The 25,587-nt window shown below is 63.7% G+C and carries 23 protein-coding genes, 1 tRNA gene and 1 pseudogene; 18 read left to right on the top strand and 7 right to left on the bottom strand.

What is annotated here, in order from left to right; translation table 11 throughout:
- The first annotated feature begins 110 nt into the window (after positions 1-110).
- The gene (secA, locus tag JQK88_RS19855; protein WP_203279177.1) at positions 111-2,843 is read left to right on the top strand and encodes a preprotein translocase subunit SecA; all 2,733 of its coding nucleotides are present in this window, start codon (positions 111-113) and stop codon (positions 2,841-2,843) included.
- A gap of 116 nt (positions 2,844-2,959) precedes the next feature.
- Here the strand turns inward: secA and JQK88_RS19850 are convergent, their stop codons facing one another.
- Positions 2,960-5,548 (bottom strand): ATP-binding protein, encoded by a 2,589-nt coding sequence (locus tag JQK88_RS19850; RefSeq protein WP_246749928.1) that lies wholly within the window; start codon positions 5,546-5,548, stop codon positions 2,960-2,962.
- Between the two features lie 240 nt (positions 5,549-5,788).
- On the opposite strand from JQK88_RS19850, the gene JQK88_RS19845 reads away from it, so the two are divergent.
- From JQK88_RS19845 to JQK88_RS19820, 6 genes are all read left to right on the top strand, one after another.
- Positions 5,789-6,061 carry a DUF4242 domain-containing protein gene (locus JQK88_RS19845; RefSeq protein WP_142866399.1) on the top strand — a complete coding sequence of 91 codons (273 nt, stop codon included), beginning with the start codon at positions 5,789-5,791 and terminating at the stop codon, positions 6,059-6,061.
- Positions 6,039-6,344, top strand: a complete 306-nt coding sequence (locus JQK88_RS19840) for a hypothetical protein (RefSeq protein ID WP_210388345.1) — start codon at positions 6,039-6,041, stop codon at positions 6,342-6,344. Before JQK88_RS19845 ends, JQK88_RS19840 begins: the two co-directional genes overlap by 23 nt.
- Before the next feature lie 173 nt (positions 6,345-6,517).
- Positions 6,518-7,021 carry a hypothetical protein gene (locus JQK88_RS19835; protein WP_203279176.1) on the top strand — a complete coding sequence of 168 codons (504 nt, stop codon included), beginning with the start codon at positions 6,518-6,520 and terminating at the stop codon, positions 7,019-7,021.
- 273 nt (positions 7,022-7,294) lie between these two features.
- A complete protein-coding gene (locus JQK88_RS19830) occupies positions 7,295-8,698 on the top strand; it encodes a lipopolysaccharide biosynthesis protein (RefSeq protein WP_203279175.1) in 1,404 nt (467 codons plus the stop codon).
- Positions 8,698-9,978: a GNAT family N-acetyltransferase gene (locus tag JQK88_RS19825; RefSeq protein ID WP_203279174.1), complete on the top strand. Its 1,281-nt coding sequence runs from the start codon at positions 8,698-8,700 to the stop codon at positions 9,976-9,978. The genes JQK88_RS19830 and JQK88_RS19825 overlap by 1 nt, the downstream gene beginning before the upstream one ends.
- Before the next feature lie 107 nt (positions 9,979-10,085).
- Positions 10,086-11,234 (top strand): YncE family protein, encoded by a 1,149-nt coding sequence (locus tag JQK88_RS19820; RefSeq protein WP_203279173.1) that lies wholly within the window; start codon positions 10,086-10,088, stop codon positions 11,232-11,234.
- Positions 11,235-11,345: 111 nt separating this feature from the next.
- Here the strand turns inward: JQK88_RS19820 and JQK88_RS19815 are convergent, their stop codons facing one another.
- Together JQK88_RS19815 and JQK88_RS19810 are read right to left on the bottom strand one after the other, a co-directional pair.
- Positions 11,346-13,178, bottom strand: coding sequence for an adenylate/guanylate cyclase domain-containing protein (locus JQK88_RS19815; RefSeq protein ID WP_246749927.1), 1,833 nt, complete (start codon positions 13,176-13,178; stop codon positions 11,346-11,348).
- Between the two features lie 461 nt (positions 13,179-13,639).
- A tRNA-Leu gene (locus JQK88_RS19810) sits at positions 13,640-13,724 on the bottom strand.
- A 276-nt stretch (positions 13,725-14,000) separates the two neighbouring features.
- Here JQK88_RS19810 and JQK88_RS19805 point away from each other — a divergent pair.
- The gene (locus JQK88_RS19805) at positions 14,001-14,585 is read left to right on the top strand and encodes a YqaA family protein (protein WP_203279172.1); all 585 of its coding nucleotides are present in this window, start codon (positions 14,001-14,003) and stop codon (positions 14,583-14,585) included.
- 67 nt (positions 14,586-14,652) lie between these two features.
- Positions 14,653-15,171: a disulfide bond formation protein B gene (locus JQK88_RS19800; RefSeq protein ID WP_203279171.1), complete on the top strand. Its 519-nt coding sequence runs from the start codon at positions 14,653-14,655 to the stop codon at positions 15,169-15,171.
- A 152-nt stretch (positions 15,172-15,323) separates the two neighbouring features.
- Here JQK88_RS19800 and JQK88_RS19795 read toward each other — a convergent pair whose 3' ends face one another.
- Positions 15,324-15,881, bottom strand: coding sequence for an HNH endonuclease (locus JQK88_RS19795; RefSeq protein ID WP_008874122.1), 558 nt, complete (start codon positions 15,879-15,881; stop codon positions 15,324-15,326).
- 128 nt (positions 15,882-16,009) lie between these two features.
- Complete coding sequence (locus JQK88_RS19790) at positions 16,010-16,651, bottom strand: DNA-3-methyladenine glycosylase family protein (protein WP_203279170.1); 642 nt, start codon at positions 16,649-16,651, stop codon at positions 16,010-16,012.
- 75 nt (positions 16,652-16,726) lie between these two features.
- Here JQK88_RS19790 and gluQRS point away from each other — a divergent pair, with 75 nt between their 5' ends.
- Positions 16,727-17,602, top strand: coding sequence for a tRNA glutamyl-Q(34) synthetase GluQRS (gluQRS, locus tag JQK88_RS19785; RefSeq protein ID WP_192258264.1), 876 nt, complete (start codon positions 16,727-16,729; stop codon positions 17,600-17,602).
- Here the strand turns inward: gluQRS and JQK88_RS19780 are convergent, their stop codons facing one another.
- Positions 17,603-17,890 carry a hypothetical protein gene (locus JQK88_RS19780; protein WP_192258265.1) on the bottom strand — a complete coding sequence of 96 codons (288 nt, stop codon included), beginning with the start codon at positions 17,888-17,890 and terminating at the stop codon, positions 17,603-17,605.
- Positions 17,891-18,106: 216 nt separating this feature from the next.
- Here JQK88_RS19780 and JQK88_RS19775 point away from each other — a divergent pair.
- Positions 18,107-18,987 (top strand): annotated as a pseudogene (locus JQK88_RS19775) (DMT family transporter).
- Between the two features lie 194 nt (positions 18,988-19,181).
- On the opposite strand, the gene JQK88_RS19770 reads toward JQK88_RS19775, so the two are convergent.
- The gene (locus tag JQK88_RS19770; protein ID WP_192258267.1) at positions 19,182-20,030 is read right to left on the bottom strand and encodes a YihY/virulence factor BrkB family protein; all 849 of its coding nucleotides are present in this window, start codon (positions 20,028-20,030) and stop codon (positions 19,182-19,184) included.
- Positions 20,031-20,090: 60 nt separating this feature from the next.
- Between JQK88_RS19770 and JQK88_RS19765 the strand changes: the two genes are divergently transcribed.
- The 7 genes from JQK88_RS19765 to JQK88_RS19735 all read left to right on the top strand — a co-directional run bounded on the left by JQK88_RS19765 (position 20,091) and on the right by JQK88_RS19735 (position 25,540).
- Entirely contained in the window at positions 20,091-20,975 is an 885-nt protein-coding gene (locus JQK88_RS19765) for an SDR family oxidoreductase (RefSeq protein WP_192258268.1), read from the top strand.
- Between the two features lie 23 nt (positions 20,976-20,998).
- Positions 20,999-21,190, top strand: a complete 192-nt coding sequence (locus JQK88_RS19760; RefSeq protein ID WP_192258269.1) for a twin transmembrane helix small protein — start codon at positions 20,999-21,001, stop codon at positions 21,188-21,190.
- Positions 21,191-21,209: 19 nt separating this feature from the next.
- The gene (locus JQK88_RS19755) at positions 21,210-21,791 is read left to right on the top strand and encodes a cob(I)yrinic acid a,c-diamide adenosyltransferase (protein ID WP_192258270.1); all 582 of its coding nucleotides are present in this window, start codon (positions 21,210-21,212) and stop codon (positions 21,789-21,791) included.
- A 31-nt stretch (positions 21,792-21,822) separates the two neighbouring features.
- A complete protein-coding gene (locus JQK88_RS19750; protein ID WP_203279169.1) occupies positions 21,823-22,623 on the top strand; it encodes a rhomboid family intramembrane serine protease in 801 nt (266 codons plus the stop codon).
- Positions 22,624-22,839: 216 nt separating this feature from the next.
- Entirely contained in the window at positions 22,840-23,589 is a 750-nt protein-coding gene (locus JQK88_RS19745) for an electron transfer flavoprotein subunit beta/FixA family protein (protein WP_192258272.1), read from the top strand.
- A 23-nt stretch (positions 23,590-23,612) separates the two neighbouring features.
- The gene (locus JQK88_RS19740) at positions 23,613-24,542 is read left to right on the top strand and encodes an electron transfer flavoprotein subunit alpha/FixB family protein (RefSeq protein WP_192258273.1); all 930 of its coding nucleotides are present in this window, start codon (positions 23,613-23,615) and stop codon (positions 24,540-24,542) included.
- Positions 24,543-24,661: 119 nt separating this feature from the next.
- Positions 24,662-25,540 carry a 3-hydroxybutyryl-CoA dehydrogenase gene (locus tag JQK88_RS19735; protein ID WP_203279168.1) on the top strand — a complete coding sequence of 293 codons (879 nt, stop codon included), beginning with the start codon at positions 24,662-24,664 and terminating at the stop codon, positions 25,538-25,540.
- Positions 25,541-25,587: the final 47 nt, after the last annotated feature.

Below are 25,587 nucleotides of genomic sequence, written 5' to 3'. Positions count from 1 at the left end.
TCCAGAACCGTTTTCCGGGCGCTTTTTGCGTTTGTCTGCGTTTCACGCGGAATTGATGGGGCCGCCGGCGCTCATCTCAAGATTGAGAATTCTATCGAAAGGACCATTGGATGGTCAGTCTCGGCGGTCTCGCCCGTAAGGTTTTCGGCTCCTCAAATGATCGCCGCGTCAAGGCGACCCGGCCGCGTGTCGAGGCGATCAACGCCATGGAAAACGAGATGCGGGCGTTGACCGACGCCGAACTTCAGGCGCGCACGGAAAAATTCCGCCAAGATATCGCCAACGGCGCCACCCTAGATGACCTGCTGATACCGGCCTTCGCCACCGCCCGCGAGGCGGCGCGCCGCGTGCTCGGCATGCGCCCCTTCGATGTGCAGCTGATCGGCGGCATGGTGCTGCACAATGGCGGCATCGCCGAAATGCGCACCGGCGAGGGCAAGACGCTGGTCGCCACCCTACCCGTCTATCTCAACGCGCTGGCCGGCAAGGGCGTCCACGTCGTCACCGTCAACGACTACCTCGCCACGCGCGACTCCGAATGGATGGGCCGCGTCTACAAATTCCTCGGCCTTTCGGTCGGCGTCATCGTCCATGGTCTCTCCGATGAGGAGCGCCGCGTCGCCTACGCCGCCGATGTTACCTACGCCACCAACAACGAGCTCGGTTTCGACTATCTGCGCGACAACATGAAGTACGAGCGCGCCCAGATGGTGCAGCGCGGCCACAATTACGCGATCGTCGACGAAGTCGATTCCATCCTGGTCGATGAGGCGCGCACGCCGCTGATCATTTCCGGTCCGCTCGAGGACCGTTCGGAAATGTACAACACCATCGACGCCTTCATGCTGCAGCTCGACCCGGCAGACTACGAGATCGACGAGAAGCAGAAGACCTCGACCTTCACCGAGGAAGGCACCGAGAAGCTGGAAAACCTGCTGCGCGCGGCCGGCCTGCTGAAGGGCGAGTCGCTCTATGACGTCGAGAACGTCGCCATCGTTCACCACGTCAACAACGCGCTGAAGGCGCACCGGCTGTTCCAGAAGGACAAGGACTACATCGTCCGCAACGGCGAGATCGTCATCATCGACGAGTTCACCGGCCGCATGATGCCGGGACGCCGATATTCGGAAGGCCTGCACCAGGCGCTCGAAGCCAAGGAGCATGTGGCGATCCAGCCGGAAAACCAGACGCTGGCCTCCGTCACCTTCCAGAACTATTTCCGCCTGTACAAGAAGCTGTCCGGCATGACCGGCACGGCGCTGACCGAGGCCGAGGAGTTCGGCAACATCTACGGCCTCGAAGTCACCGAGATCCCGACCAATCTGCCGGTTATCCGCAAGGATGAGGACGACGAGGTCTACCGGACGGTCGAGGAGAAGTACAAGGCGATCGTCAAGGAAATCAAGGAAGCGCGCGCCAAGGGCCAGCCGACGCTGGTCGGCACCACCTCCATTGAAAAATCCGAGCAGCTGGCCGAGCGCCTGCGCAAGGAAGGGTTCAAGGATTTCGAGGTGCTGAACGCCCGCCATCACGAGCGCGAGGCGGCCATCGTCGCCCAGGCCGGCAAGCCCGGTGCCATCACCATCGCCACCAACATGGCGGGACGCGGCACCGACATCAAGCTCGGCGGCAACGCCGAGATGCGCATCGAGGACGAACTGGGCGACATGCCTGCGGGCCCCGAGCGCGAGGCGCGCGAAAAGGAAATCATTGCCGATGTCGAGCGCCTGAAGGACAAGGCGCTGGCCGCCGGCGGCCTCTACGTGCTGGCCACCGAGCGCCATGAATCGCGCCGCATCGACAACCAGCTTCGCGGCCGTTCCGGCCGCCAGGGCGACCCCGGCCGTTCGAAATTCTTCCTGTCGCTGCAGGACGATCTGATGCGCATCTTCGGTTCCGAGCGCATGGATGGCATGCTGCAGAAGCTCGGCCTCAAGGAAGATGAGGCCATCATCCATCCGTGGATCAACAAGGCGCTCGAAAAGGCGCAGAAGAAGGTCGAGGCGCGCAACTTCGACATCCGCAAGAACCTGTTGAAATACGACGACGTGTCGAACGACCAGCGCAAGGTGGTGTTCGAGCAGCGCATCGAATTGATGGACGGCGAAGGCCTGTCCGAGACGATCGCCGAGATGCGCGAAGGCGTCATCGAGGAGATCGTCACCAAGAACATCCCCGAAAATGCCTATGCCGAGCAGTGGAACGTCGCCGGCCTCAAGGCCGAAGTCGCCGAATTCCTCAATCTCGATCTGCCGGTCGAGGACTGGGTCAAGGAAGAAGGCATTGCCGAGGACGACATCCGCGAGCGCCTGACCGAGGCCGCCGACGCCGCCGCCAAGGAGCGCGCCGAGCGCTTCGGCCCCGACGTGATGAGCTATGTCGAACGTTCGGTGGTGCTGCAGACGCTCGACCACCTGTGGCGCGAGCATATCGTCAATCTCGACCATCTGCGTTCGGTCGTTGGCTTCCGCGGCTACGCCCAGCGCGATCCGCTGCAGGAATACAAGGGCGAGGCGTTTGAGCTGTTCCAGGCACTGCTCGGCAATCTGCGCCAGGCAGTCACCGCGCAATTGATGCGCGTCGAACTGGTTCGCCAGGCCGCCGAAGCGCCGCCGCCCGAAGCGCCCGACATGTTCGGCAGCCACATTGACGGCACCACTGGCGAGGACGACTTCCAGGGCGGCGAGACCGCACTTCTGGTCCGCCAGGAGAGCAACGCCATCGTCGCTCCCGAGGATCGTGATCCGAACAACCAGGCGACCTGGGGCAAGGTCGGCCGCAACGAAGCCTGCCCCTGCGGCTCCGGCAAGAAATACAAGCACTGCCACGGCGCGTTTGCGTAACGTCGTCTTCCTTCTCCCCGTTCCACGGGGAGAAGGTGGCCCGCAGGGCCGGATGAGGGGCAGCGCCAGCGCTGGCCTTTGTCCCCCTCGCTAAAACAACGAAACCTGTTGGGATCTCACAACAACCCGGAATCGCGCGCCGCGGCGGTCGCTTCGCCGCGCGACACCGCATCCAGCTTGCCCAGCACCGCCGAGACGTGGTGATCGACCGTCTTCGGCGAAATCGTCAACTGCTCGGCGATCCGCTTGTTGGACAAGCCGCGTTCGATCAGCTGCAGCACCTGCATCTGGCGCAAGGTGAGGCCGGCCACGTTGGCGCGTGTCGACCGGCGCGGGCCGCGGGCGATGCCGCCAATGCCGTTCTTGCGCATGATATCGCGCAGGCGCTGGGCAGCCGGCCTTGCCCCCAGGCCATCAAAGATGTCCAACGCCAGCCGCTGCCCCTCTTCATCGCCAAGGATGAGCGCCAGAGCGCGTTCGTACGGCGCATTCAATTCGGCCCACAATGCCGAAGCCGAACGCCAGTCGCCGGTCAAAAGCAGTCGGTATGGCTTGGCCATATCGGCAGTATCGCCGGCCGGCATGTCCGGAGCGAGCAATGTTCGCCACAGCGCCAGCTCGCCGACATGGGCGCGCGAGCGCACCGGCGTTTCGGCGCGCGCGATCAGCGCCAGCGCCTCCTCTTTGTCGGTCAGCCCCAGCCATGCCTGCTCCGCCATCAGCGCTGCGTATGAACTCAGCATCTGCAGGTCCGCACCACTTCCGACGAACCGCGCCATTTCGGCAAACAAGGGCTCGGCCGACGGATCACCGCGCCTCAGGCGCAGTTTCGCCAACGCCAGCAGCGCCGGAAACCGGCCCACCGTCGTTGTCCGCTCATTGTCGATGACGTCGGTCGCCGTTGTGGCGGCCTCGTCCCATTGGCCCTGGCGCAGCTGTACATCGGCCAGCATGCCCCTGAGATAGTCGCGCCATGTGCCGAGGTCGTTTTCGGTGCAATAGTGGATGCCGCTCTCAAGCATCGGCCGCGCCGCGTCGTAGCTCATCTGGGTGATCTCGAAGCAGGCGCGATTGGTGAAGGCGCGCGCGGCGTGCTCCTGGAAATTGCCCTGCAGCGCGATTTCAAGGCTTTGGTCGAGGCGCTGGCGCCCAGCAGCCGGATCCAGCCACTGCTCGACGCAGCCGACATTGTTGAGGGCATGCGAGGCTATGTCGGGCCGGTTCATGCGCCCGGCCAGCGCCGCCGCCTTCTCGCCATAGAACAGCGTGTCCTCCACCCTTTCCGACAGCATCGCCAGATGGGAAAGGTTCGAATAGGCCATGGCGAGTTCCGGACCGGCGGGAGCAGCTTCCAGCATCGCCACTGCCTCGGCCCCGAAAGCGGCCGCCGCCTCGCGGTCGTCGCCCATTTCGCTCAGTCGGGAAAGCCATCTCAGGCTATCGCCTTCCTTCAGCCTGTTGCCGTTGGCCTGATGCAGTCGTCGTGCCTGTCCCTGCGACGCGAGCGCGTCGGCGATCTTGCCGATGAGGTGGCATTCGAAGGCATGTCTCTCGTAGAGTTCCGCACGTTCCGTGGCCGGCAGGCTGTCGGCCTGCTGCAAGGCGATCTCGTAGTAGCCGGCGGCATCGCGATGGGCGCCGACGCGCGACGCCTCGCGCGCGGCGATCGGCGCAAGTTCGCGCACCGCCGCCAGATTGTGGGCCTCGACCGCATGATGCACCAGGCGACCGCTGGAGACGTCGCCATTCTCGAGCAGCGCAGCCAGGGCACGCTGGTTGAATTGCCGCCTGTGTGATGTCGTCAGCATCATTTCGATGGCGCGCCGCGCAATGTCGTGGCGAAAGGCGTAGCCATCGCCCAGATCATCGAGCACGCCATTGGCGACGCACTCGGCAAGCTGGCCGGCGCTGGCAACGCCACACAGGCCCTGCAAGGCCCAGGCGTCGGCCCGCCGCGGAAACACCGACACCGCATCGAGCATCGCCCGGGCGCCAACCGAGAGCCGCTCGGCCCGCGCCAGCACGGCGTCGCGCACGCTTGCCGGCAGCGCCGTTTCATTTTCGGCTGACAGCAATTCGGTGACGAAGAAGGCATTGCCGGCGGTCGCCCGGTAGATGGCGTCGCCGTCGCGGCCGGCCGCATCGGCAAGCGACAGCACGGCCGCCTCGCTGAGCAGCGGCACGTCGATGCGCGCCACGCTGCCTGCCGGGATTTCGCCCAGCGCGCGCCGCACGCGTATCTGTCCTTCGCTGCGGTCGGTGCGCGCCGTGAGCAACAGCAGGATGTGGGTGTTGGCGATACGCCGGCCAAGGAAGCGCACGAAGTCGAGCGTCGCATCGTCGGCCCAGTGCAGGTCTTCGATCACCAGCAGGCTCGGTCCCTTCGCCGCAAATGCGTCGAGCGCATCGGAAAACAGCGGCAATCTCTGCCCATGCCGGGCGTCGATCGCGCGCGGCAACGCCCATTGCGCCTCACGGGCCAGATCGTAGAGCGGCCCCAGCGGATCGGGGATCGACAGATCCTCGCAAGCGCTGCGCAACGTCGCCGCGCTCTGCCCGACACGGGCCACCAACGCCTCGACGAGCGCCGTCTTGCCGGCGCCTGCCTCGCCCACCAGCACCGCGACACGGCCATGGCCGTTGATTGCATCGCCAAGCAAGGTCTCCAGCTGCTGCAGCTGCGTCTGCCGTTCCAGAAGCATCATTGTCGTCTCATATGATCGGAGTTTTCCCACCATGGCGGGCCGCTCACGATAGCCCGTGAAGAGAGCGCGGCAATGTGACTTCGCACACATTCCCGTGCCTCTTTCCACAAAGAACGACGCCAATATAGGGAATCGTCCCGCCAAATATGGGGAATCGTTCCGATGCGCGGGCCGGGCCGGCGTGGTCAACGTCCAGCCGCGCTCCGATCGAGCGTGACTCAATGGAAAAGGAAGCCTTCCATGCCTCGCTATCTGATTGAACGCACTTTTCCGGACGGCCTCAACATACCGATGACCGACATTGGCGCCACGGCAGTGGGCGGCGTCGTCATGCGCAATGCCGAAAAGGGCGTCACCTGGATCCAGTCCTTCGTCACACCCGACAAGAAGCGCAGCTTCTGCATCTACGAAGCGCCGTCGCCCGAAGCGATCCGCAGCACTGCCCAGAAAAATTCGCTGCCGGTCGACAAGATCACGGAGGTGCGGGTTCTTGACCCTTACTTTTATCTCTGATCCTGCATTCGGTCGCTACAATGATGAGCATCAAACTGCCCTTCGCGGCCATGGCGAACTGCCTGATGGCCTGCCGGTCGGTGGAACCGAGCCTGTCCTGGGAAAGACCGGCCGGCCAACCTCCCTGTTCGGCCGTCTATGGCTGTTCGCGACGAAGCTGCCTGCGTATCTGTCTGAAAGGCGGCGCCTGCCTCCGGAAGGCGACTATCTGAGGCGCGACATCGGGCTCTCGGAGCGGGAAGTTCCGCAGGAATATTGGCAATACTACTTTTGGGATCGTTGATTTTGCACGGGTTTTAGCGGCGGCCGGAAGCTCGGCTACCGGAGCTGCATAACCATCACATGAACCGGGACGGACAAGCTCGTTCCCCCAAATCCTTGAACCAACGCCCCTGGCGTTTCGGCAGGCCTGATCGGCCGCCGTCGCCTTGAGCGTCAACAAACGGACGGAAGATCATGACCACAACTCTTTGGACGACACGCTTCGCCGCCCTGGCCGCCATCTCGATCGCGGCCGGTGCTGCCGCCCAGGCCCATGACGCCAATCCGCTGGCCGAAAAGGTGCGCGCCGCCAACAGCCGCTTCGAGAATGTGGCAGCCGCCACAGCCGAGGGCTACGCCCCGATCCCTTGCGCCAGCGGCATCACCGGCGGCGCCATGGGCATCCATTATGTCAACGGCGCCTATCTCAAGGACGATGCCGTCGATCTCGCCAAGCCCGAGGCGGTGATGTACGAGCCGACGGCCGACGGCAGCCTGAAGCTGATAGCGGTCGAATACATTACCTCGAAGGGCCCGGCCTCGCTCGAGGGCCAGCTGTTCAATTTCAACAGCGCCCCCAACCGCTACGGCCTTGGGCCGTTCTACGAACTGCATGTCTGGGCCTGGAAGCAGAACCCGACCGGCGCCTTCGCCGACATGAACCCGAACGTGTCGTGCGACGCAATGAAGGGAATGTAACCCTCCCCATGTGACACCTCGGGCACCGGACACACCCCGGTGCCTGGCCTTCCCCCTTGGCGGGGGGAGGGGCGAGCGCAACGCCGACCCGGCTCCCCAAGCTTCCCCGGCGTTCGCTCGCCTTTTCGTTCTGCGACTGGCATACGATTGACGTACCTTGCACACGCGGCTGTCCTCGGCCGCTCGGTGCACCCGCACCTGCCCACCCTTTCTTAAGGTGTTTCGGATACACCCGAAGCCTTGAAAAGAGGCGGAAAACGGAGAGATATCGGGGTGCGCTTTTCCGCGGCGACGACGGCCGGGCGGTTCTTGCCGCAGCGCTTGGCGCTGCGCATGGGGCCGCTGCTTGGCCGCATCGATGCGGCGCTGTTCACCGCCGACGAGCGCGGCGAAGCCGGGCGCATGTCGCTGATCGCCTTTGCCATTCGCATCGTCAGCGCCGTCATCGCCTTCATCAGCCAGGTGCTGATGGCGCGCTGGATGGGCTCGTTCGAATACGGCATCTTCGTCCTTGTCTGGGTGACGATGGTGATCGTCGGCAACCTTGCCTGCCTCGGCTTCCACACCTCGGTCATCCGCTTCATCCCCGAATACCGCGAACGCAACATGCTGGCCGAGCTGCGCGGCATAGTCGTCGCCAGCCGCCTGTTCGTGCTGATTGCCTCAACCGCGATCGCCGGACTTGGCGCACTGGGCGTCTGGCTGTGCGCGGACTGGATCGAAAGCTACTATGTCATCCCCTTCATCCTCGGCCTGTTCTGCCTGCCGATGATTGCCATGGGCGACCTGCTGCAAGGCCAGTCGCGCGCCAATTCCTGGGCGCTGTTTGCGCTGTCGCCGACCTATCTGGTGCGGCCGGTGCTGATCCTGGCGCTGATGGCGCTGATGCTGGCGATGGGCTATGCGCCCGACGCCAGGACCGCGATCTTCGCCTCGATCGCCGCCACCTACGCCACCACGCTCGCCCAGCTCATCGGCGTCACCTCGCGCATGGGCAAGAACATCCCGACCGGGCCGATGAAGGTGCATTTTTCCGAGTGGTTCATCGTCTCGCTGCCGATCTTCCTGGTCGAAAGCTTCTTCTTCCTGCTCACCAACGCCGATGTGCTGATGGTTGGCGCCTATCTCCAGCCCAACGACGTCGCCGTCTATTTCGCCACCGTCAAGACGCTGGCGCTGGTGCATTTCGTCTATTTCTCCGTCAAGGCCGGCGTCGCCCAGCGCTATGCGCAGTTCACCCATGGCGAACCGGAAAAGCTCGCCGCCTTTGCCCGCGAGACCGTATCGTGGACCTTCTGGCCCTCGCTGTTGATGGCGCTGCTGGTGCTGCTGCTCGGCGAGCCCATACTGGTGCTGTTCGGCCCGGAATTCACCGCCGGCTATCCGCTGCTGTTCCTGCTGGTGTTCGGCGTCGTGGCGCGCGCCGCTGTCGGCCCCTGCGAAAGCCTTTTGACGATGAGCGGCAACCAGAACATCTGCGCCGCCGTCTACGCCATGACGCTTGCCTTCAACATCGGCCTCAACATAGTGCTGATCCCGCTCTTCGGCCTGTGGGGGGCCGCAATCGCCACCAGCCTTGCCATGGTCTTCGAGGCGAGCGCGCTGTCCTTCACCGTCTGGCGCAAGCTTGGTATCGTCATGCTGATCTTCATGCCCGCAGCCAGGGGAGCCGCCTGATGGCCGCCACCCCGTTGATCGAGGAAACCAGTGGCGGTCCGGCCGGCGCCATGGTGTCGGGTCTTGCCGGCCTGGCGCGCGACGCCGACCCGGCCCATCTCGAGATACTCGCCAACAACCGGCCGCAGCGCAAGCTGGCGATCTATCCGGCCTCGGCCGGTTTCGAACTGGTCGAGGAACTCGATTATCTGTGCACCCGCACGATCGAGCCCAACGTCTTCTTCAATCCACGCTTCCTGGCGCCGGCCATGCCCCGGCTGGAGGATCGCGAGGTCAAGCTGGCGGTGATCCGCGACGGCGACGAATACCGCAACCGCCTGCGCCTGCTGGTGCCGTTCTCGGTCGAGCGGCCGGCCGTGCCGCTCGGCGTTCCGGTGATGCGCACCTGGTCGAGCCCGTTCGGCCCGATCGGCACGCCGCTGGTCGACCACGACGACCCCATCGGCGTCGTCGAGGATTTCTTCGGCATGCTGTCGCGGCCGCACCTGAAGCTGCCGAAGGTCTTCGTGCTGCCCGACATGCGGCTCGACGGCCCGTTGGCCAGCGTGCTTGCCACCGTTGCCGAGACACGCGGCCTGACAATGGTCACCACCGGCAAGGCAGACCGGCCGGTGCTCGAAAGTACGCTCGACGGCGAGGCCTATCTGAAGACGTCGCTGCGCGCGCATCACCATCGCGAATTCCGCCGCCTGAAGCGGCGCCTGGGCGATCTCGGCAAACTGGAACACATCGTGGCGCGCGGCCCGGACGAAATCCGCCACGCCATCGAAAGCTTCCTGACGCTGGAAGCCGCCGGCTGGAAGGGCCGCGAGCGCACCGCCATGGCCATCGACCGTTACCGCGCCGCCTTCGCCCGCGAGGCCGTGCACCGGCTGGCCGAACACGATATGTGCCGCATCCATTCGCTGACGCTGGGCGGCCGCACCATCGCCTGCCTGGTCGTCTTCGTCGAAGCCGGCGTCGCCTATACCTGGAAGACCGCCTATGACGAGACGCTGGCGACCTATTCGCCGGGCACGCTGTTGATGATCGAGGTGACCAAGCAGCATCTCGACGACCCCAACGTCATGATGACCGATTCCTGCGCCGTGCCCGACCATCCGGTGATGAGCCGGCTGTGGAGCGAGCGCAAGCCGATGGGCTCGCTGGTGATCGGGCTGACGCCGGATGCCGACCGCCTCGCCCGCCAGGCCGCCTCGCAGCTGCACCTCTACCGCGAGACCCGCAACATGGCCCGCCTGCTGCGCAACCGCGTGAAGAGTTTGCTGGGACGGCGCTGAGCCGTGTGCCTGCGGGAGCCTTGAGAAAAGCCACTGGATCAACGACAAAAACCCAAGCTACGGGTCGCGTCGGCAATTTCGGCCGGCCTTCACGACAAGCCATCCTGATGATCAGAATCTTTTTGCGTCACGCCAGTACCCGTGCGGCCTTCCTGCTGCTTGCGCTGCTGCCCGTTCGCGCCTGGGCCGATAGCTGTCCCGAGGATTGCAGCGAGCCTGCGCCGCCCGTCAACATCTACAGCCACACCGGCGCCGGCCATCTCAGCCCGGCCACGCTGGGTGCACTGCCGCGCGTCTATGTGCCGAACCGCTCGTCCAACAGCGTCACGGTGATCGACACCATGACGCTGAAGGAAGTCGACAGATTTCCGGTCGGCAGCAAACCGCAACACGTCGTGCCATCCTGGGATATGAAGACGCTCTGGGTCGCCAACAATGTCACCGGCAAGAATGGCAGCCTGACGCCGATCGACCCGATGACCGGCAAGCCCGGCCCGCAGATTGCCGTGGACGATCCCTACAATTTGTATTTCATGCCGGACGGTCGTGCTGCCATCGTCGTCGACGAAGCCCTGGAGCAACTCGATTTCCGCGATCCCCACACCATGGCGCTAAAGTCGACCCTGCCCACGCCCAACTGCTCCGGTATCAACCACGCCGATTTCTCGGTCGATGGCTCCTATGCGATCTTCACCTGCGAATACGGCAATGGCGGAGTGACCAAGATCGACCTGAAGAACCAGAAGGTGCTCGGCCATCTCGACTTCTCGAAAATGGGCATGCCGCAGGAATCGCCCGACGGCAAGGTGTTTTACGTCGCCGACATGATGAATGACGGCGTCTTCCTGGTCGACGGCGACAGTTTCAAGGAAATCGGCTTCATCCCGACGGGCATCGGGGCTCACGGCTTCGTCGTCAGCCGCGACGGCAAGCGGCTCTACGTCTCGAATCGCGGCTCGCACAAAATGGAGCAGGGCAAGGCAAAGGGACCGGGCAGCGTGACCGTGATCGACTTCGCCACCCGCGCGGTTGTCGCGCAATGGCCGATCCCCGACGGCGGCAGCCCCGACATGGGCAATGTCAGCGCCGACGGCAGACAGCTATGGCTCTCCGGCCGCTTCGACAGCGCCGCCTATATGATCGACACGACATCAGGCGCCGTGACCAAGTTTCGGGTCGGCGTAGAGCCGCACGGGCTGACGGTCTGGCCGCAGCCGGGACGGTATTCGCAGGGTCATACGGGCAATATGCGGTAGGGTGCGTCTACGGGGAAAATAGTGCTCTTAGCCAGAAACACATGAAATCGAGCACCTACAAAAAGTGGAACAAGTGACGCGCAGGAGGGGGCATCATTGCAACCGCGACGATCACTCCGGCACCCCGGCGATGCCCAGCGCCTCGACGTAACGCTCGGCGAACACCTTGTCCCGCCACGGGTTGATCTGTCTCTGCAGGGTGAGCGTGAAGGTCGGGAACGCCTCCATCAGCCGCCGAGCCGCCGCCTGCGCCTCGTCCAGCCGGTTGAGTTTGACCAGCGCCATGATCACCACCCGGTGGGAGGTGCCGTAGTTCGGCATCTCCTGTAGCGCGCGTGCTCCCCATGCCAGCGCTTCCTCATAGCGCTCGAGCATCAGGTAGCTCATCCCGATGCCGGAGAGCGCGATGCCCTTCTCTGGGTCGACCGGGCTCAGCCGCATTGCCCTGTGAAAGTGCTCGATTGCGACGAGCGGGCGGCTGGAATGTGCGTTCACCCAGCCGCTGCTCGTATGGCCCTGCGCCGAATTGGGGTTGAGCAACAGGGATCGTTCGATCGTGCCCAACGCCATCTCGTAGTCCTTCGCGCTGTAGGCGAGCACCTGCGCGGCGAAGCGTAGGCTGGTGGGGTCGTCGCGCGCTTCCGTCAGTACCTCGCGCGCCATGCGCACGGCGACCCGGACATCGTCGGGCTCGTGCCAGCACTGGCTCACGGATACGCTGCGGATATAGGCGCCGAGCCCCTTTGCCAGGTTGAAGCCAGGGTCGATGCTGAGCGCCTCGTTGGTGAGCCGGCGCACGTCGGCAAAGCCTTCGCGCGTCATGCTGTAGAAGCGCGGCAGCGCGCGAAGATAGAGGTCGTAGGCGCTGATGTAGTCCGTTGGCTTCATGCGCGCCTGCTTGATCTGCTCCAGCCGGATGCTCGGCTCGACAGCGCCGACGACGCTCTCGGTCACCTTGTCCTGCAGGTCGAAGATGTCGCCCACGTCGCCCTCGAAGCGGTCGGCCCAGACATGGTGTCCGCTGATCGCATCCACCAGCTGCCCACTGATGCGCACCCGCGATCCTGCTCTGCGGATGCTGCCTTCGAGCACGTAGCGGACGCCCAGCTCGCGCCCAACCTGGCGCAGGTCCACCGCCCGGCCCTTGTAGGTGAAGGACGAGTTTCGGGCGATCACGAAGAAGGAGTTCACCCGGCTCAATCCCGTGATGATGTCCTCCACCAGCCCGTCGGCGAAGTATTCCTGGTCGGGGTCTCCGCTCATGTTGGTGAAAGGCAGAACCGCGATCGAGGGTTTCTCGGGCAGGGGAGGCGGCGCAGCCACCGAGGCGCTGGCGTCGGTCTCGACGCGATAGGCGCGCACAGGCCGCTCGATGTTCTTGAGGCGCAGGTCGCCGAGCAGCGTGAAGCCGCAGTCGAGCTTGCCCTGAAGGTGGTCGTAGGCGGTGCCCGAGACGACCACGGTGCCGGGATCGGCGATGCTTTCGAGGCGGGCGGCGATGTTGACCCCGTCGCCGTAGAGGTCGCCGTCCTCCTCGCAGACCACGTCGCCGAGATTGACGCCGATGCGGAAGCGAATCCGCTCTTCCTCGGGCGTCTCCGCCTCGTGCTCTGCCAGGGCCTGCTGGATCGCCATCGCCGAGGTCACCGCGTTAACGACGCTCGCGAACTCGCACAGCATGCCGTCGCCGGTAAGCTTGACGATCCGACCCTGGTGCTCGGAGACCAGCGGCTCGAGGAGGTCCTTGCGGTAGATCTTCAGCCGCTCGAGCGTGCCGCGCTCGTCGCGCTCCGTCAGTCGCGAATAACCGACCACGTCGCAAGCCATGATCGCTGCGAGGTGACGCTGTGTGGTCATCGCACCGCTCGGCAAAGCGACTGCACGCGGGCCGCCCCGCGTCCATGTCCGGCCAACTTCCAGACGCCTCACCTGCATGGTATCCATCTCTCCCAGTCTCCGCCGGTCGCCGATACAGGACGGAGAACGCAGCCTGACCTTGCCCTCACAATACTTCGCTATCCCGCTTGCGAGGCGTGGAGCGTTCTAGTCGCCGCGCTAACAGCCGACCGACGACACGCCCACACAGCCTCGGGGGACGCTGACACGCCACTCCCCGAAGGCCGGAGATATTTCCTGCCCTGTGTAACCGGTTGACGCCACCGTGACGGTGCTTTTGTATCGGACATCACACCAGACGTTCGCGCTTGGAGGCGATGATGTCGGCGAGTGGGGCAAGCCGGACTGGTCAATCTGATGACTGATGCCTTCGCCTTGTCGGCCAAGGCACAGGCTGGACGCGACCCCTCATAGAGGGTGCCAACGAGGCATTCCAAGGTGGATTTTGGGCGGATCAAAATCCACCGTGTTCCTTTATCCTACTGGAAATAAAGCATCCTGGAGAGATTTGGTGCCCCTAGCCGGAATCGAACCAGCACTCCTTGCGGAACTCGATTTTGAGTCGAGCGCGTCTACCAATTCCGCCATAGGGGCTCAGGCCTGAGAGCCTGGATTGGCGCGGACTATACGGTTGGAGGCCTGTTCGTCAACTGGCCAAATGCGCCGCCCTGCCCTGCTTGCGGCAAAAGCCCGCCTTTCGGTTTCGTGTAGCTCCTGCCATTGTGCGGCGCGGAAAATCTTTCTAGACAGGCCGCGAGTGAAAGCGCGCCCCGGCCTGAGAGATCGACGTGGCGCGCTTCGATCATTGTTTGTGCATGCCGTTGTCCCGAAGCCGCTGCGCAGTTTGGGCGACCTGCATCAGGAGAGCCGATGCTTCGCGGACTTTACGACTGGACCTTGTCGCTGGCGGCCCGCAAATCCGCCGAATGGTGGCTGGCCTTCATCGCCTTCGTCGAAAGCTCGGTGTTTTTCATACCTGCCGACGTCTTGTACCTGCCCATGGCATTGGCGCGGCCCGAACGCGCCTATCGCTACGCGCTGACCGCCACAGTTGCGTCCGTTCTGGGCGGCATTGCCGGCTGGCTCATCGGTTACTATGCCTACGACACGATAGCACGGCCGATGTTGGAGCACTTCGGCGGCCTCGACACGTTCGAGAGGTGGCAGTCGTCGGGCACCGGGCTGATGCTGGTGCTGCTCGTCACATCCGGCGCCGCCCACTTGCCGCCGATGAAGGTGGTCACCATTCTGGCCGGGGCGCTTCACGTCAATCTCGTCGTCTTCATCGTCTCGGCCATCCTGGCGCGCGGCGCTCGCTTCTTGCTTCTCGCCTGGCTGCTGCGCCGCTATGGCGAGGAGATCAAGGAATTCATCGAGAAGCGTTTGGGATTGATCGTCGGCGCCGGCGCCGCCGCCCTGATTTCGCTCTATATCGTGGTCAAATACGCCTTCTGACCGCCCACGGCGGGCGGTGGTTCCAGGAACTATGCCGGCGGACGGCGAATTCAACGGACGAAGACCCATGACAGCGACCATGAATGCCGACACCGAACGCCAGCGGACGCGCACGGCTTTGTTTCTCGCCGTCGCCATGGCCGCCACGGTCGGCTCCGCGCTCGCCTTCCAGCACATAGGCGGCTACATCCCCTGCCACCTCTGCCTGGAGCAGCGCACGCCCTATTACATCGGCGCGCCACTGATGGTTTTGGCGGTGATCGCCTCGATGCTCAGCGCGCCGGCCTGGCTGACGCGCGGCCTGCTCGCCATCGGCGGCATGCTGATGCTCTACGGGCTCTATCTCGGCGTCTATCACTCGGGCGTCGAATGGGCTTGGTGGCAGGGTCCGGCCGATTGCACGGCCGGCGCCGGCCCGGTCGACACCGGCGGCAAGGGCGTGCTCGACGCGCTTGACAAATTCGTGCCGCCGTCCTGCGACAAGGCGGCACTTCGCATCCTCGGCCTGTCGCTGGCCGGCTGGAACGCCATCGCCAGCTTCATCCTCGCCGCCGTCGCCTTCCGCGGCGCAATGGTTCGCGATTAATTCAGCGCGACGCAGAGTTCGTCCAGAAATTCGGCAGGCTGAGTCGAATGGCGCGGCTTTCGAGAACCGGACCGGAGCGTACTTAAGTACGTGAGCTCCGGAAGCGCAGAAAGCTGCGTCAGGCGGCCAGCATGGCGGATTTGTGCCGAACTCTATGGTTCCAGTTCGACATCCCAGTACAGATAATCCATCCAGCTTTCATGCAGATGGTTGGGCGGGAACAGCCGGCCATTGTTGTGCAGATCGTGCACGGTCGGCTGATAGGGCTTTTGCAGCGGCCACATCTTGGCGTGCGCCGGCATCATGCCGCCCTTCCTGAGATTGCAGGGCGAGCAGGCGGCAACGACATTTTCCCATGTTGTCGCCCCGCCGCGATGGCGCGGGATGACATGGTCGAAGGTCAAATCCTCGGGCGTGCCGCAATACTGGCACTGGAAGCGGTCGCGCAGGAAGACGTTGAAGCGGGTGAACGCCGGGTGCCTGGACGGCTTCACATAGGCCTTCAGGCTGACGACGCTGGGCAGCTTCATCGAGAAGGTCGGCGAAGACACCGCATGCTCGTATTCGGCGACGATGTTGACCCGGTCGAGGAACACCGCCTTGATGGCGTCCTGCCAGGACCAGAGCGACAAGGGGTAATAGCTGAGCGGACGGTAATCCGCATTCAGCACCAGCGCGGGAAGCCCATCCGGAGACACGGCAACCGTCACCTTGTTGACCTCCTCGTTCTAGAACCGATCGGCGCGGATACTGTAAGCCCGACATGACAGGGATGTGAAGCGGATTGTCGCTCGCCGAAAGGGGCAAAAATGCAGGATTTTCATGCTTTTTTGCGGTTTCAGGCCGGTGGCGCGGCGTCCCTGCCCCTGGTTTCACGATAATAGGACCAGAAAAGCCGCGATGCGACACCTCGCCACGGGCTCCATGATTCGGCCAGCGCGATGAGTGTTTTCTCCGGCGGACGTGGATTTATGCCGAGCGCATGGCCGACCGCGCTCTGCAGCGCGACATCGCGCGCGGGGAAAATATCGGGGTGGCCGGCGGCGAACAGAAGATAGACCTCCGCCGTCCACGGGCCGATGCCCGGCACCGCTGTCATCGCCGCGATCGCCTCCTCGGCATCGAGCGAACAGAGGTGGTGCAGGTCGAGCCCGTCGGCCACGGCCTGGGCAATCGCGATCAGACCGCGCTGCTTCGGCCGCGACAGCCCGGCCTCGCGACACATGTCCTCGCCGGAAGCAAGGATCGCCTGCGGCGTCAGCGGATCGACCAGTTTCACCAGCCGGCCGAAAATGGCATCGGCGCTCGCGCGAGAGACCTGCTGCGAGACGATGATCGAGGCGAGGCTACGAAACCCCGGCTCCGACAGCCGCAACGGCACCTCGCCAGCCATGCCTCGCACCTTTTCCAGCCGCGGATCGATAGTGCAAAGCGCATCCAGCCCCCGCGTTATGTCGTCCAGTGTCGCGATGCGTTGCATGGTATCCTTGTCCGCCGATGAGCAGCAAAGTAGCAATTGGCAAAACCGCAGCACAACCGACAAGCCGCCTTAGACATGACGCTCCTGACATTTCGCTTCGCGCCGAGCCCGAATGGCGAACTGCATCTCGGCCATGCCTATTCGGCGCTGCTCAACCAGCAACTGGCGCGCGCTGCCGGCGGCCGCCTGCTGCTGCGCATCGAGGACATCGACACGACGCGCTGCACGCCGGAATTCGAGGCCGGCATTTTTCGCGACCTCGCATGGCTCGGCCTCGAATGGCAACGACCGGTGCGGCGCCAGGCCGCACATTTCGCCGACTATCAGGCCATACTCGACCGGCTGATCCGCGAAGAACTCGTCTACCCCGCCTTCATGAGCCGTGGCGAGATCAGGGCCTTCATCGCCGACCGCGAAAAGCGCGGCCGCGACTGGCCGCGCGACCCCGACGGCGTGCCGCTCTATCCCGCCGCCGACAAGGCGCTGCCGATCAGCGAACGCAACCGCCGGATCGCCGACAATGCACCCTTCGCCTGGCGCCTCGACGTCGAAGCGGCACGGGCACGCCTCGGCACGGATTTGTCCTGGCGCGAATTCACCGACGAGACGCTGTCGGCGACAAGAGCTGTCGAGGCCCGGCCGCAGGATTGGGGCGACGTCATCCTGGCGCGCCGCGACATCCCGACCAGCTATCACCTGGCCGTCGTCGTCGACGACGCGCTGCAAGGCGTCAGCCATGTCGTGCGCGGCCGCGACCTCTATTCCGCGACCGGCATCCAGCGCCTGCTGCAGGAACTGCTCGGCCTCGGCCAGCCGGACTATTTCCACCACCGTCTCGTGCTTGGACCGGATGGGCGCAAATTGTCGAAGAGTTTTGGCGATACCGGCCTTGCCGCACTCAGGCAGGCAGGCGCTTCACCGGACGATGTCCGGCGGCTGGTCGGACTCTAGCTACAGGCGAGCCAACGCCGCCTTGAGCAGCGCCAACGCGGCGATAAACGCGAAGGCGCCGCCCAGTCCCCAGGCAACCGCGAGCTTCAGATCTCTAAGGACGATGCCATGCTCGTTCGCGACCATGATCGCAACGAAAAAGCCAAGCGTGAACAGCAGCGTGTTGCCGGTCGACCCGAAACCATCCTCCTGCATGATGGCGTCGAGCGCCGAGCCGAAGAAGAAGCCGAACACAGCCACGCTGGCAACCGTCATCAGCAGCCAGCTTGTGTCGAGATGCAACAGCATGCGCGCTCCCTGTGGAAGCCGAAACGCCATGTCGCCGGATCGATCGACAGAAGTCGATTGTCCGACGCCGCCTTTTGAATTCGGCCACCCCTACATCAGATCGAGCTTATGTATCAATTGTTTCGCTTTGCTTGCCGGATTGAACCGCATTAGAGCAATTGCCGTATTTGTCTCTTCACTCAATCGGCCTCCACCGAAAACGGCTTCCCCCCAAAAATGCACAGTCTCAAGCGGTTCATCCCCGCCTCCTTCGTCGTCCTGTGGGCGACCGGCTTCATCGGTGCGCGTTATGCCATGCCATGGGCGGAACCCTTCACCTTCCTGGCGGCCCGCTTTGTCATTGCCGCCTTGCTGCTCGCCGGCCTGATGCTCGTGCTTGGCTCGAAGCGCGCCACAAGGGCCGAAGCGCTTCACGCCACCGTCGCCGGCATCCTCATGCATGGCGTCTATCTCGGCGCGGTGTTCTGGGCGATCCACCGAGGCATGCCGGCCGGGCTTTCGGCGCTGATCGTCGGCCTGCAGCCGCTGATCACGGCGGTGCTTGCGAGGCCATCCTGCCGCGCCACTGGGCCGGCCTTGCGGTTGGCCTCATAGGTGTCGTCATCGTGCTGTGGCCGAAGCTCGGCGCGCTCGGTGGCGGCGTCACGCCGGAAACGCTGGTCGCTTCGCTCGTCTCGGTGCTGGGCATGAGCGCCGGCACCATCTGGCAGAAACGCTATGCGTCGGGCGGCGACCTGGTGGCGGCGACGATGTGGCAATATATCGGCGGCGGCGCGCTGATGATCCTGGCTTCGCTGACCTTCGAGACGCATACGGTCATCATTAACGGCGAACTGATCTTTGCCATGGCCTGGCTGGTGCTGGTGCTGTCGATCGGCGCCATTTTCCTGTTGATGGTGATGATCCGCGACGGCGAGATGTCGAAGGTCGCGTCGCTGTTCTACCTGGTGCCGGCCGTCACCGCTGTCATTGCCTGGGCGCTGTTCGGCGAACAGCTCAGCCTCGTGCAGATTGTCGGCATGGCGATCGCGACATTGGGCGTTGGGCTGGCCACGGCCCGGCCGGCCAACGGAAAAACTGGGGAATTGAGGAACTGAGGAACTGAGGAATTGAGGAATTGGAGAATTGGAGAATTGGAGAATTGGAGAATTGGAGAATTGGAGAAAAAAAGCACACGGCGCCAGATATGGCCCCTTTTTCCTCAATTCCTCAATTCCTCAATTCCTCAATTCCTCACTTCCTCACTTCGTCAATTCCTCAATTCCTCAATTCTCCAGTCCTTCAATTCCTCTCATCCGACCCGCGCCCTCGCTTCAAGATAGCGGCTGATCGCGGCGTTGAGTTCGCCGCCGAGGATGAAGATCGCCGATAACATGTACAGGAAAACCACCGCGATCATGATCGAGGCGAGCCCGGCATAGGTCGTGACATAGGACGAGAAGTGATCGAGATAGGTGGCAAAGACGGTTGAGCCGACAAGCCATGCGGCAAGCGTGAACAGGATGCCCGGTACGATCGAGACGAGGCGGCGCTTGCCCGCTGGCAGCCAGAAATGCACGGCAAACAGCCCGCCGACAATGACGGTCGAGGCGATGATGAAACGCCACAGCGTGATCGTGCCCATATAGGGCTTGATCCATTCGATATGCGCTTCTGCCAGCCGCGCGAGCAGCGGCGCGAACACCAGAAGCACGCTGATCGCGAGGAAGCCGGCCGTGGCGATCAGCACGAAGATGATGCTCTGCACCCGGCGGTAGATGATGCCGCGTGTTTCGGCGACGCGGTAGGCGCGGTTTAGCGAGGTGCGCAGTGCCTCGATACCGTTGGAGGCGAAATAGGCGGCAAGGAGCACGCCATAGGTCAAAAGATCGGTGCGCCGCACGGTCAGCACGTTGAGCACCTCGCGCGCGATCGGCTTGGCAATCTGCTCGGGCCAGGTATCGAACACCAGATGCACGGCGGTATCGGCGAACGCCTGCGCGCCCAGGAAACTCGCCAGCGTGGTGGCAAAGATCAGGAACGGAAACAGCGCCATCAGCGAAGTGATCGCCAGATGGCTGGCCATCGCCCAGCCGTCGTCGGTGTTGAAATGGCCAAGCGCGTCATAGAGCACGCGGCGCAGCACGACGATATTCCGCATCAAGAGCCGCGTTCCCTTCGATTGTCTCGACGCCGCGAATATGGGAAGGGATTGTGGCAAATGGCAACCCTTGCTCAAACCACGATCCCGCCGGCGAAAGAATTGCGCACCATCAAAGAATTGCGCACCATCATTGTCACCGGTGCCTCTTCCGGAATAGGCGCTTATTGCGCCCGGGCGCTGAAGGCGGATGGCTGGCGGGTGTTCGCGACGGCGCGGAAGCCTGAAGACATCGCCGCGCTCGAGGCCGACGGCATCGAGGCCTTTTACCTCGACTACCGCGAGCCGGAGTCGATCGCCGCCCTTGTGGCATCGGTGCTGGAACGAACAGGCGGGCGCCTCGACGCCCTGTTCAACAATGGCGCCCATGCACAGCCGGGCGCCGTCGAAGACCTGCCGGTTGCGGCATTGCGGGAGCAGTTCGAGGCCAATTTCTTCGGCTGGCACGACCTGACCCAGCGCCTCGTGCCGGTGATGCGCCGCCAGGGCCATGGCCGTCTCGTCCACTGCTCCTCCATCCTTGGGCTGGCGCCGGTGCGTTTTCGCGGCGCCTATGCGGCCTCCAAGCACGCGCTCGAAGGCCTGATGCTGTGCATGCAGCAGGAACTCAGCGGCAGCGGCGTCCATGTTTCGCTGATCGAGCCGGGACCGGTGACGTCGAAGATCGCCAGCAACGGCCTGTTCTGGTTTCTGAAAAACATCGACCACGAGAATTCCGTCCACCACGTCGCCTATGCCGCGCAACTGGCGCGGCTCACGGCCGGCGGCAGCTCATCGCGGCTGAAACCGGGGCCCGAGGTGGTCTACACGGCCTTGCGCCATGCACTTCTGTCGCGGCGCCCACGCCCACACTATGTGGTAACAGTGCCGGCCAGAATCGGCGTCATGCTCAAGCGCATCCTGCCGGCATCGATGCTCTACCGCGTGCTTGCCAGGCGCGCCTGAGCGAAACGAACTGGAGCCGTTAGATGATCACCGTCTTCAAAATCCTCGCCATTGTGGCCATGGCCGCGGTCTTGATCGTGCTCGTCCGCGGCCTCATCAACATGATGCGCGGCGGCGACGGCGTCACCTCCAACAAGCTGATGCAGGCCCGTGTGCTATTGCAGGCCGTGGCCTTGGCGCTGATCCTGCTGGTGGTGTATTTCACCCGCAAGTGACGGCCGTTCGGGAGGCGACGTGGTCAAGCTCAACAAGATCTACACCCGCACCGGCGACGACGGCACCACAGGCCTCGGCACCGGTGAACGCAGGCTGAAATCCGACCTGCGCGTCGATGCCTATGGGACCGTCGATGAAGCCAATGCCTGCATCGGCATCGCTCGCCTGCACACCGCCGCTGACCATCCCGCGATCGACGCGATGCTGTCCCGCATCCAGAACGACCTGTTCGATCTCGGCGCCGATCTCGCCGTGCCTGACGACGGCAAGCCGCTGGACTACGAGCCGCTGCGCATCATCGCCTCGCAGACCGACCGCGTCGAAAAAGACATCGACCTCCTCAACAAGGAGCTTAAGCCGCTGAAATCCTTCGTGCTCAACGGCGGCACGCCGGCGGCCGCGGCCCTGCATCTTGCCCGAACCGTAGCGCGGCGGGCAGAGCGCATCATGGTGGCGCTGGCGCAGGACCCGGCCGAGCACGTCAACCGCGAGGGGCTGAAATACATCAACCGCGTCTCCGACTTTCTGTTCGTGGCCGCCCGTGCGGTCAATGACAACGGAAATGCCGACGTGTTATGGGTGCCCGGCAAGAACCGCTGAGTTTTCTCGAAGGCGGGAGAGGACCTGGGGCATGTTTATCCCGCTTTATGACACCAACAGGTTGCGCCACATAAGGCTGCAATATGTGACGATCAGCCTGATCGCGGCCAACGCGCTGGTCTTTCTTATCACCACGATCGGCGGTGAAAATTTCAACAACGCAGCCGTGCTCGGCCTCGGCTTCATTCCTTCGGTCGTCCACAACACGGCCGAACTCTCGCCCCAGTTCGTCGTCATTCCGGAGAGCCTGAGCTACCTCACCTATGCCTTCCTGCACGCCGATATCTTCCACCTCGGCGGCAACATGCTGTTCCTGTGGGTGTTCGGCGATAATGTCGAGGACGCGCTCGGCCATATCCGCTACCTCATCTTCTACCTGCTGTGCGCCATCGCGGGAGCCTTTTTCCAGGGGCTCGTCGCCTGGGATTCGCAAGTGCCGCTGATTGGCGCCTCCGGCGCCATCGCCGGCGTCGTCGCCGCCTACCTGGTCCTCTATCCCCGGGTGAAAGTGTGGGTGCTGGTCTTCGCCCGCATTCCGCTGCGCATCCCGGCCTTCATCCCGCTGATCCTGTGGATCGGCTTCCAGGTGGTGATGTTTGCCGCCGGCGGCGAAAACCAGATTTCCTGGGCCTGCCATATCGGCGGCATCATTGCCGGCGGCGTGCTGGTGCTCATCATGCGCAGCCGCGGCGTGCCGTTGCTTGCCGGTGACGACGGCGAGCCCGAACCCGCCGATCAGCCCGCCGTTTCCACCGGGCCGGCGCCGGCCGATCCCGCGTCCACGCAACCGGCGACGCGCTGGGGCCGCGGCAGCGCTTCCGGTCAGGACTGAACCGATTTGAGTGGTTTGGCCGCTGCCGTAGCATATTGACGTGTTGCGCTGCCACAACTACGGAGGACGCCACCGTTAGGCGGCAGAAGACAAGAATTCCGTCCGGCCAGAATTCCGTAATGCCGGAATTCAGTCAGGAATGTCGGCTTTCGACAACTCTGCAGTGGCGCACGCTGCTATAGCGCGCCCGAATATCTCAGGAGAGGTGACAGGCAAATGAAGATCCTTGTGCCCGTGAAGCGGGTTGTGGATGCGAACGTCAAGGTTCGCGTGAAGGCTGATGGTTCGGCGGTGGAACTCGCCAACGTCAAGATGGCGATGAACCCGTTCGACGAGATCGCGGTGGAAGAGGCGATCCGGCTGAAGGAAGCTGGCAAGGCCGAAGAGATCATCGTCGTTTCGATCGGTCCGCAGCAGGCGCAGGAAACCCTGCGCACCGCGCTCGCCATGGGCGCCGACCGCGCCATCCTGGTCAAGACCGACGAACAGACCGAGCCGCTGGGCGTCGCCAAGGTGCTGAAGGGCGTTGTTGAGGCAGAACAGCCCGGCCTCGTCATCCTCGGCAAGCAGGCGATCGACGACGATTCCAACCAGACCGGCCAGATGCTGGCCGCTTTGCTCGGCTGGGCACAGGGCACCTTCGCCTCCAAGGTGGTGCTCGACGGCGACAAGGCCAAGGTGACGCGCGAAGTCGATGGCGGCCTGCAGACGGTGGAGCTGAAGATGCCAGCGATCGTCACCGCCGATCTTCGCCTCAACCAGCCGCGCTACGCCTCGCTGCCCAACATCATGAAGGCCAAGAAGAAGCCGCTCGACGAAAAGACCCCGGCCGATTACGGCGCCGACGTCAAGCCGCGCCTCAAGGTGATCAAGACCGAGGAGCCGAGTGGCCGCAAGGCGGGCGTCAAGGTCAAGAGCGTCGCCGAACTGGTCGACAAGCTCAAGAACGAAGCCGGCGTTTTGTAAGCGATCGGGAAAGGAACAGAAAAATGACCATTCTCCTCATCGCAGAACACGACAATGCAAGCCTTTCCGACCAGACCGCCAAGGCGCTGTCGGCTGCCCTGCAGATCGGTTCGGACGTGCATGTGCTGGTTGCCGGCAAGGGCGCCAAGGGTGCTGCCGATGCCGCCGCCAAGCTGAAGGGCGTCAGCAAGGTGCTGCTGGCCGAGGCCGACGAACTGGCCGAGCGCCTCGCCGAACCGACGGCGGCACTCGTCGTCTCGCTGGCCGGCGCCTACGATACCATCATTGCCCCGGCGACCTCGTCGGGCAAGAACATCGCGCCGCGCGTGGCGGCCCTGCTCGATGTCGCGCAGGTGTCGGAAATCATCGAGGTGGTTTCGCCGGATACGTTCAAGCGTCCGATCTATGCCGGCAACGCCATCCAGACGGTGCAGTCGAGCGACGCCAAGAAGGTGATCACCGTGCGCACCGCTTCCTTCCAGGCGGCGCCCGAAGGTGGTTCGGCCGCGGTCGAGACCGTCAAGGCAACGGCCAACCCAGGCCTGTCCTCTTTCGTCGAGAACAAGCTGTCGGAGACCGACCGTCCGGAGCTGACCTCGGCCAAGATCATCATCTCGGGCGGCCGCGCGCTCGGCTCGGCGGAGAAATTCCAGGAAGTCATCCTGCCGGTCGCCGACAAGCTCGGTGCCGCCGTCGGCGCCTCGCGCGCTGCCGTCGATGCCGGCTATGCCCCGAACGACTGGCAGGTCGGCCAGACCGGCAAGGTCGTGGCTCCCGACCTCTACATTGCCGTCGGCATTTCCGGCGCCATCCAGCACCTTGCCGGCATGAAGGATTCGAAAGTCATCGTTGCCATCAACAAGGACGAAGAGGCGCCGATCTTCCAGGTTGCCGATTACGGCCTGGTCGGCGACCTGTTCGTCATCCTGCCGGAGCTGCAAAAGGCGCTTTGACGCTCTCTGCCAAAGCGTATTAAATTGTGAAGGGTGGGGTAGACGAAGCTGCCCCACCCTTTTAGTTTGCACTGCACAAAAAGCAGGCCGCTAAGGCCTTTTCGACGGGATCGCTGCAAATGGCCAAGATCGAGACGATCGGCATTATTGGCGCCGGCCAGATGGGCGGCGGCATCGCGCATGTGTCCGCGCTTTCGGGCTTCAAGGTGCTGATCTACGATATCTCGCCCGACCGTATCGAGAAGGGCATTGCCACAGTTAGCGGCAACATGGCCCGCCAGGTCGGCTCCGGCAAGCTTGACGAAAAGCTGCGCAACGATGCGATGGCGCGCATCTCGGCGGCTCCCGCCATGGCCGATCTCGCCGGTGCCGATCTGGTGATCGAAGCGGCGACCGAGGACGAGACGGTCAAGCGCAAGATCTATGCCCAGCTCTGTCCGCAACTCAACCCGGAAGCGATCCTGGCGACCAACACGTCGTCGATTTCGATCACCCGCCTGGCCGCGCAGACCGACCGTCCCGAGCGCTTTATCGGCATACATTTCATGAACCCGGTGCCGCTGATGAAGCTGGTCGAACTGGTGCGCGGCATCGCCACCGAGGACCAGACCTTCGAGGCAGCCAAGAACTATGTGAAGCAGCTCGACAAGACGATCACCGTCTCTGAGGATTTCCCGGCCTTCATTGTCAATCGCATCCTGCTGCCGATGATCAACGAGGCGATCTACACGCTCTACGAGGGCGTCGGCTCGGTCGACGCCATCGACACCGCCATGAAGCTTGGCGCCAACCATCCGATGGGGCCGTTGCAGCTTGCCGACTTCATCGGCCTCGACACCTGCCTGTCGATCATGCAGGTGCTGCATGACGGCCTGTCGGATTCGAAATATCGCCCCTGCCCGCTGCTGGTGAAATATGTCGAGGCCGGCTGGCTTGGCCGCAAGACCGGACGCGGCTTCTACGACTATCGCGGCGAACACCCGGTTCCGACGCGCTAACCCATCAGAACGCTAGAGCAATTCCAGGAAAAGTGTGTAACGGTTTT

It is taken from the genome of Mesorhizobium caraganae (assembly GCF_016836705.1).
In the GTDB taxonomy this organism is placed as follows: domain Bacteria; phylum Pseudomonadota; class Alphaproteobacteria; order Rhizobiales; family Rhizobiaceae; genus Mesorhizobium; species Mesorhizobium caraganae.
The sequence above is the reverse complement of the archived record's forward strand: the minus strand, read 5'-3'. Positions and strand labels throughout refer to the sequence as shown.

Excerpts from the sequence above, each read along its gene's own strand:
- JQK88_RS19770 (WP_192258267.1), bottom strand. The coding sequence starts at position 20,030 with ATGCGGAATATCGTCGTGCTGCGCCGCGTGCTCTATGACGCGCTTGGC.
- JQK88_RS19815 (WP_246749927.1), bottom strand. The coding sequence starts at position 13,178 with ATGGATACCATGCAGGTGAGGCGTCTGGAAGTTGGCCGGACATGGACG.
- JQK88_RS19780 (WP_192258265.1), bottom strand. The coding sequence starts at position 17,890 with ATGCTGTTGCATCTCGACACAAGCTGGCTGCTGATGACGGTTGCCAGC.
- JQK88_RS19745 (WP_192258272.1), top strand. The coding sequence starts at position 22,840 with ATGAAGATCCTTGTGCCCGTGAAGCGGGTTGTGGATGCGAACGTCAAG.
- JQK88_RS19760 (WP_192258269.1), top strand. The coding sequence starts at position 20,999 with ATGATCACCGTCTTCAAAATCCTCGCCATTGTGGCCATGGCCGCGGTC.
- JQK88_RS19835 (WP_203279176.1), top strand. The coding sequence starts at position 6,518 with ATGACCACAACTCTTTGGACGACACGCTTCGCCGCCCTGGCCGCCATC.
- JQK88_RS19850 (WP_246749928.1), bottom strand. The coding sequence starts at position 5,548 with ATGATGCTTCTGGAACGGCAGACGCAGCTGCAGCAGCTGGAGACCTTG.
- JQK88_RS19845 (WP_142866399.1), top strand. The coding sequence starts at position 5,789 with ATGCCTCGCTATCTGATTGAACGCACTTTTCCGGACGGCCTCAACATA.
- JQK88_RS19765 (WP_192258268.1), top strand. The coding sequence starts at position 20,091 with ATGGCAACCCTTGCTCAAACCACGATCCCGCCGGCGAAAGAATTGCGC.
- JQK88_RS19790 (WP_203279170.1), bottom strand. The coding sequence starts at position 16,651 with ATGCAACGCATCGCGACACTGGACGACATAACGCGGGGGCTGGATGCG.
- JQK88_RS19800 (WP_203279171.1), top strand. The coding sequence starts at position 14,653 with ATGACAGCGACCATGAATGCCGACACCGAACGCCAGCGGACGCGCACG.
- JQK88_RS19750 (WP_203279169.1), top strand. The coding sequence starts at position 21,823 with ATGTTTATCCCGCTTTATGACACCAACAGGTTGCGCCACATAAGGCTG.
- secA (WP_203279177.1), top strand. The coding sequence starts at position 111 with ATGGTCAGTCTCGGCGGTCTCGCCCGTAAGGTTTTCGGCTCCTCAAAT.
- JQK88_RS19825 (WP_203279174.1), top strand. The coding sequence starts at position 8,698 with ATGGCCGCCACCCCGTTGATCGAGGAAACCAGTGGCGGTCCGGCCGGC.
- JQK88_RS19735 (WP_203279168.1), top strand. The coding sequence starts at position 24,662 with ATGGCCAAGATCGAGACGATCGGCATTATTGGCGCCGGCCAGATGGGC.
- gluQRS (WP_192258264.1), top strand. The coding sequence starts at position 16,727 with ATGACGCTCCTGACATTTCGCTTCGCGCCGAGCCCGAATGGCGAACTG.
- JQK88_RS19820 (WP_203279173.1), top strand. The coding sequence starts at position 10,086 with ATGATCAGAATCTTTTTGCGTCACGCCAGTACCCGTGCGGCCTTCCTG.
- JQK88_RS19805 (WP_203279172.1), top strand. The coding sequence starts at position 14,001 with ATGCTTCGCGGACTTTACGACTGGACCTTGTCGCTGGCGGCCCGCAAA.
- JQK88_RS19740 (WP_192258273.1), top strand. The coding sequence starts at position 23,613 with ATGACCATTCTCCTCATCGCAGAACACGACAATGCAAGCCTTTCCGAC.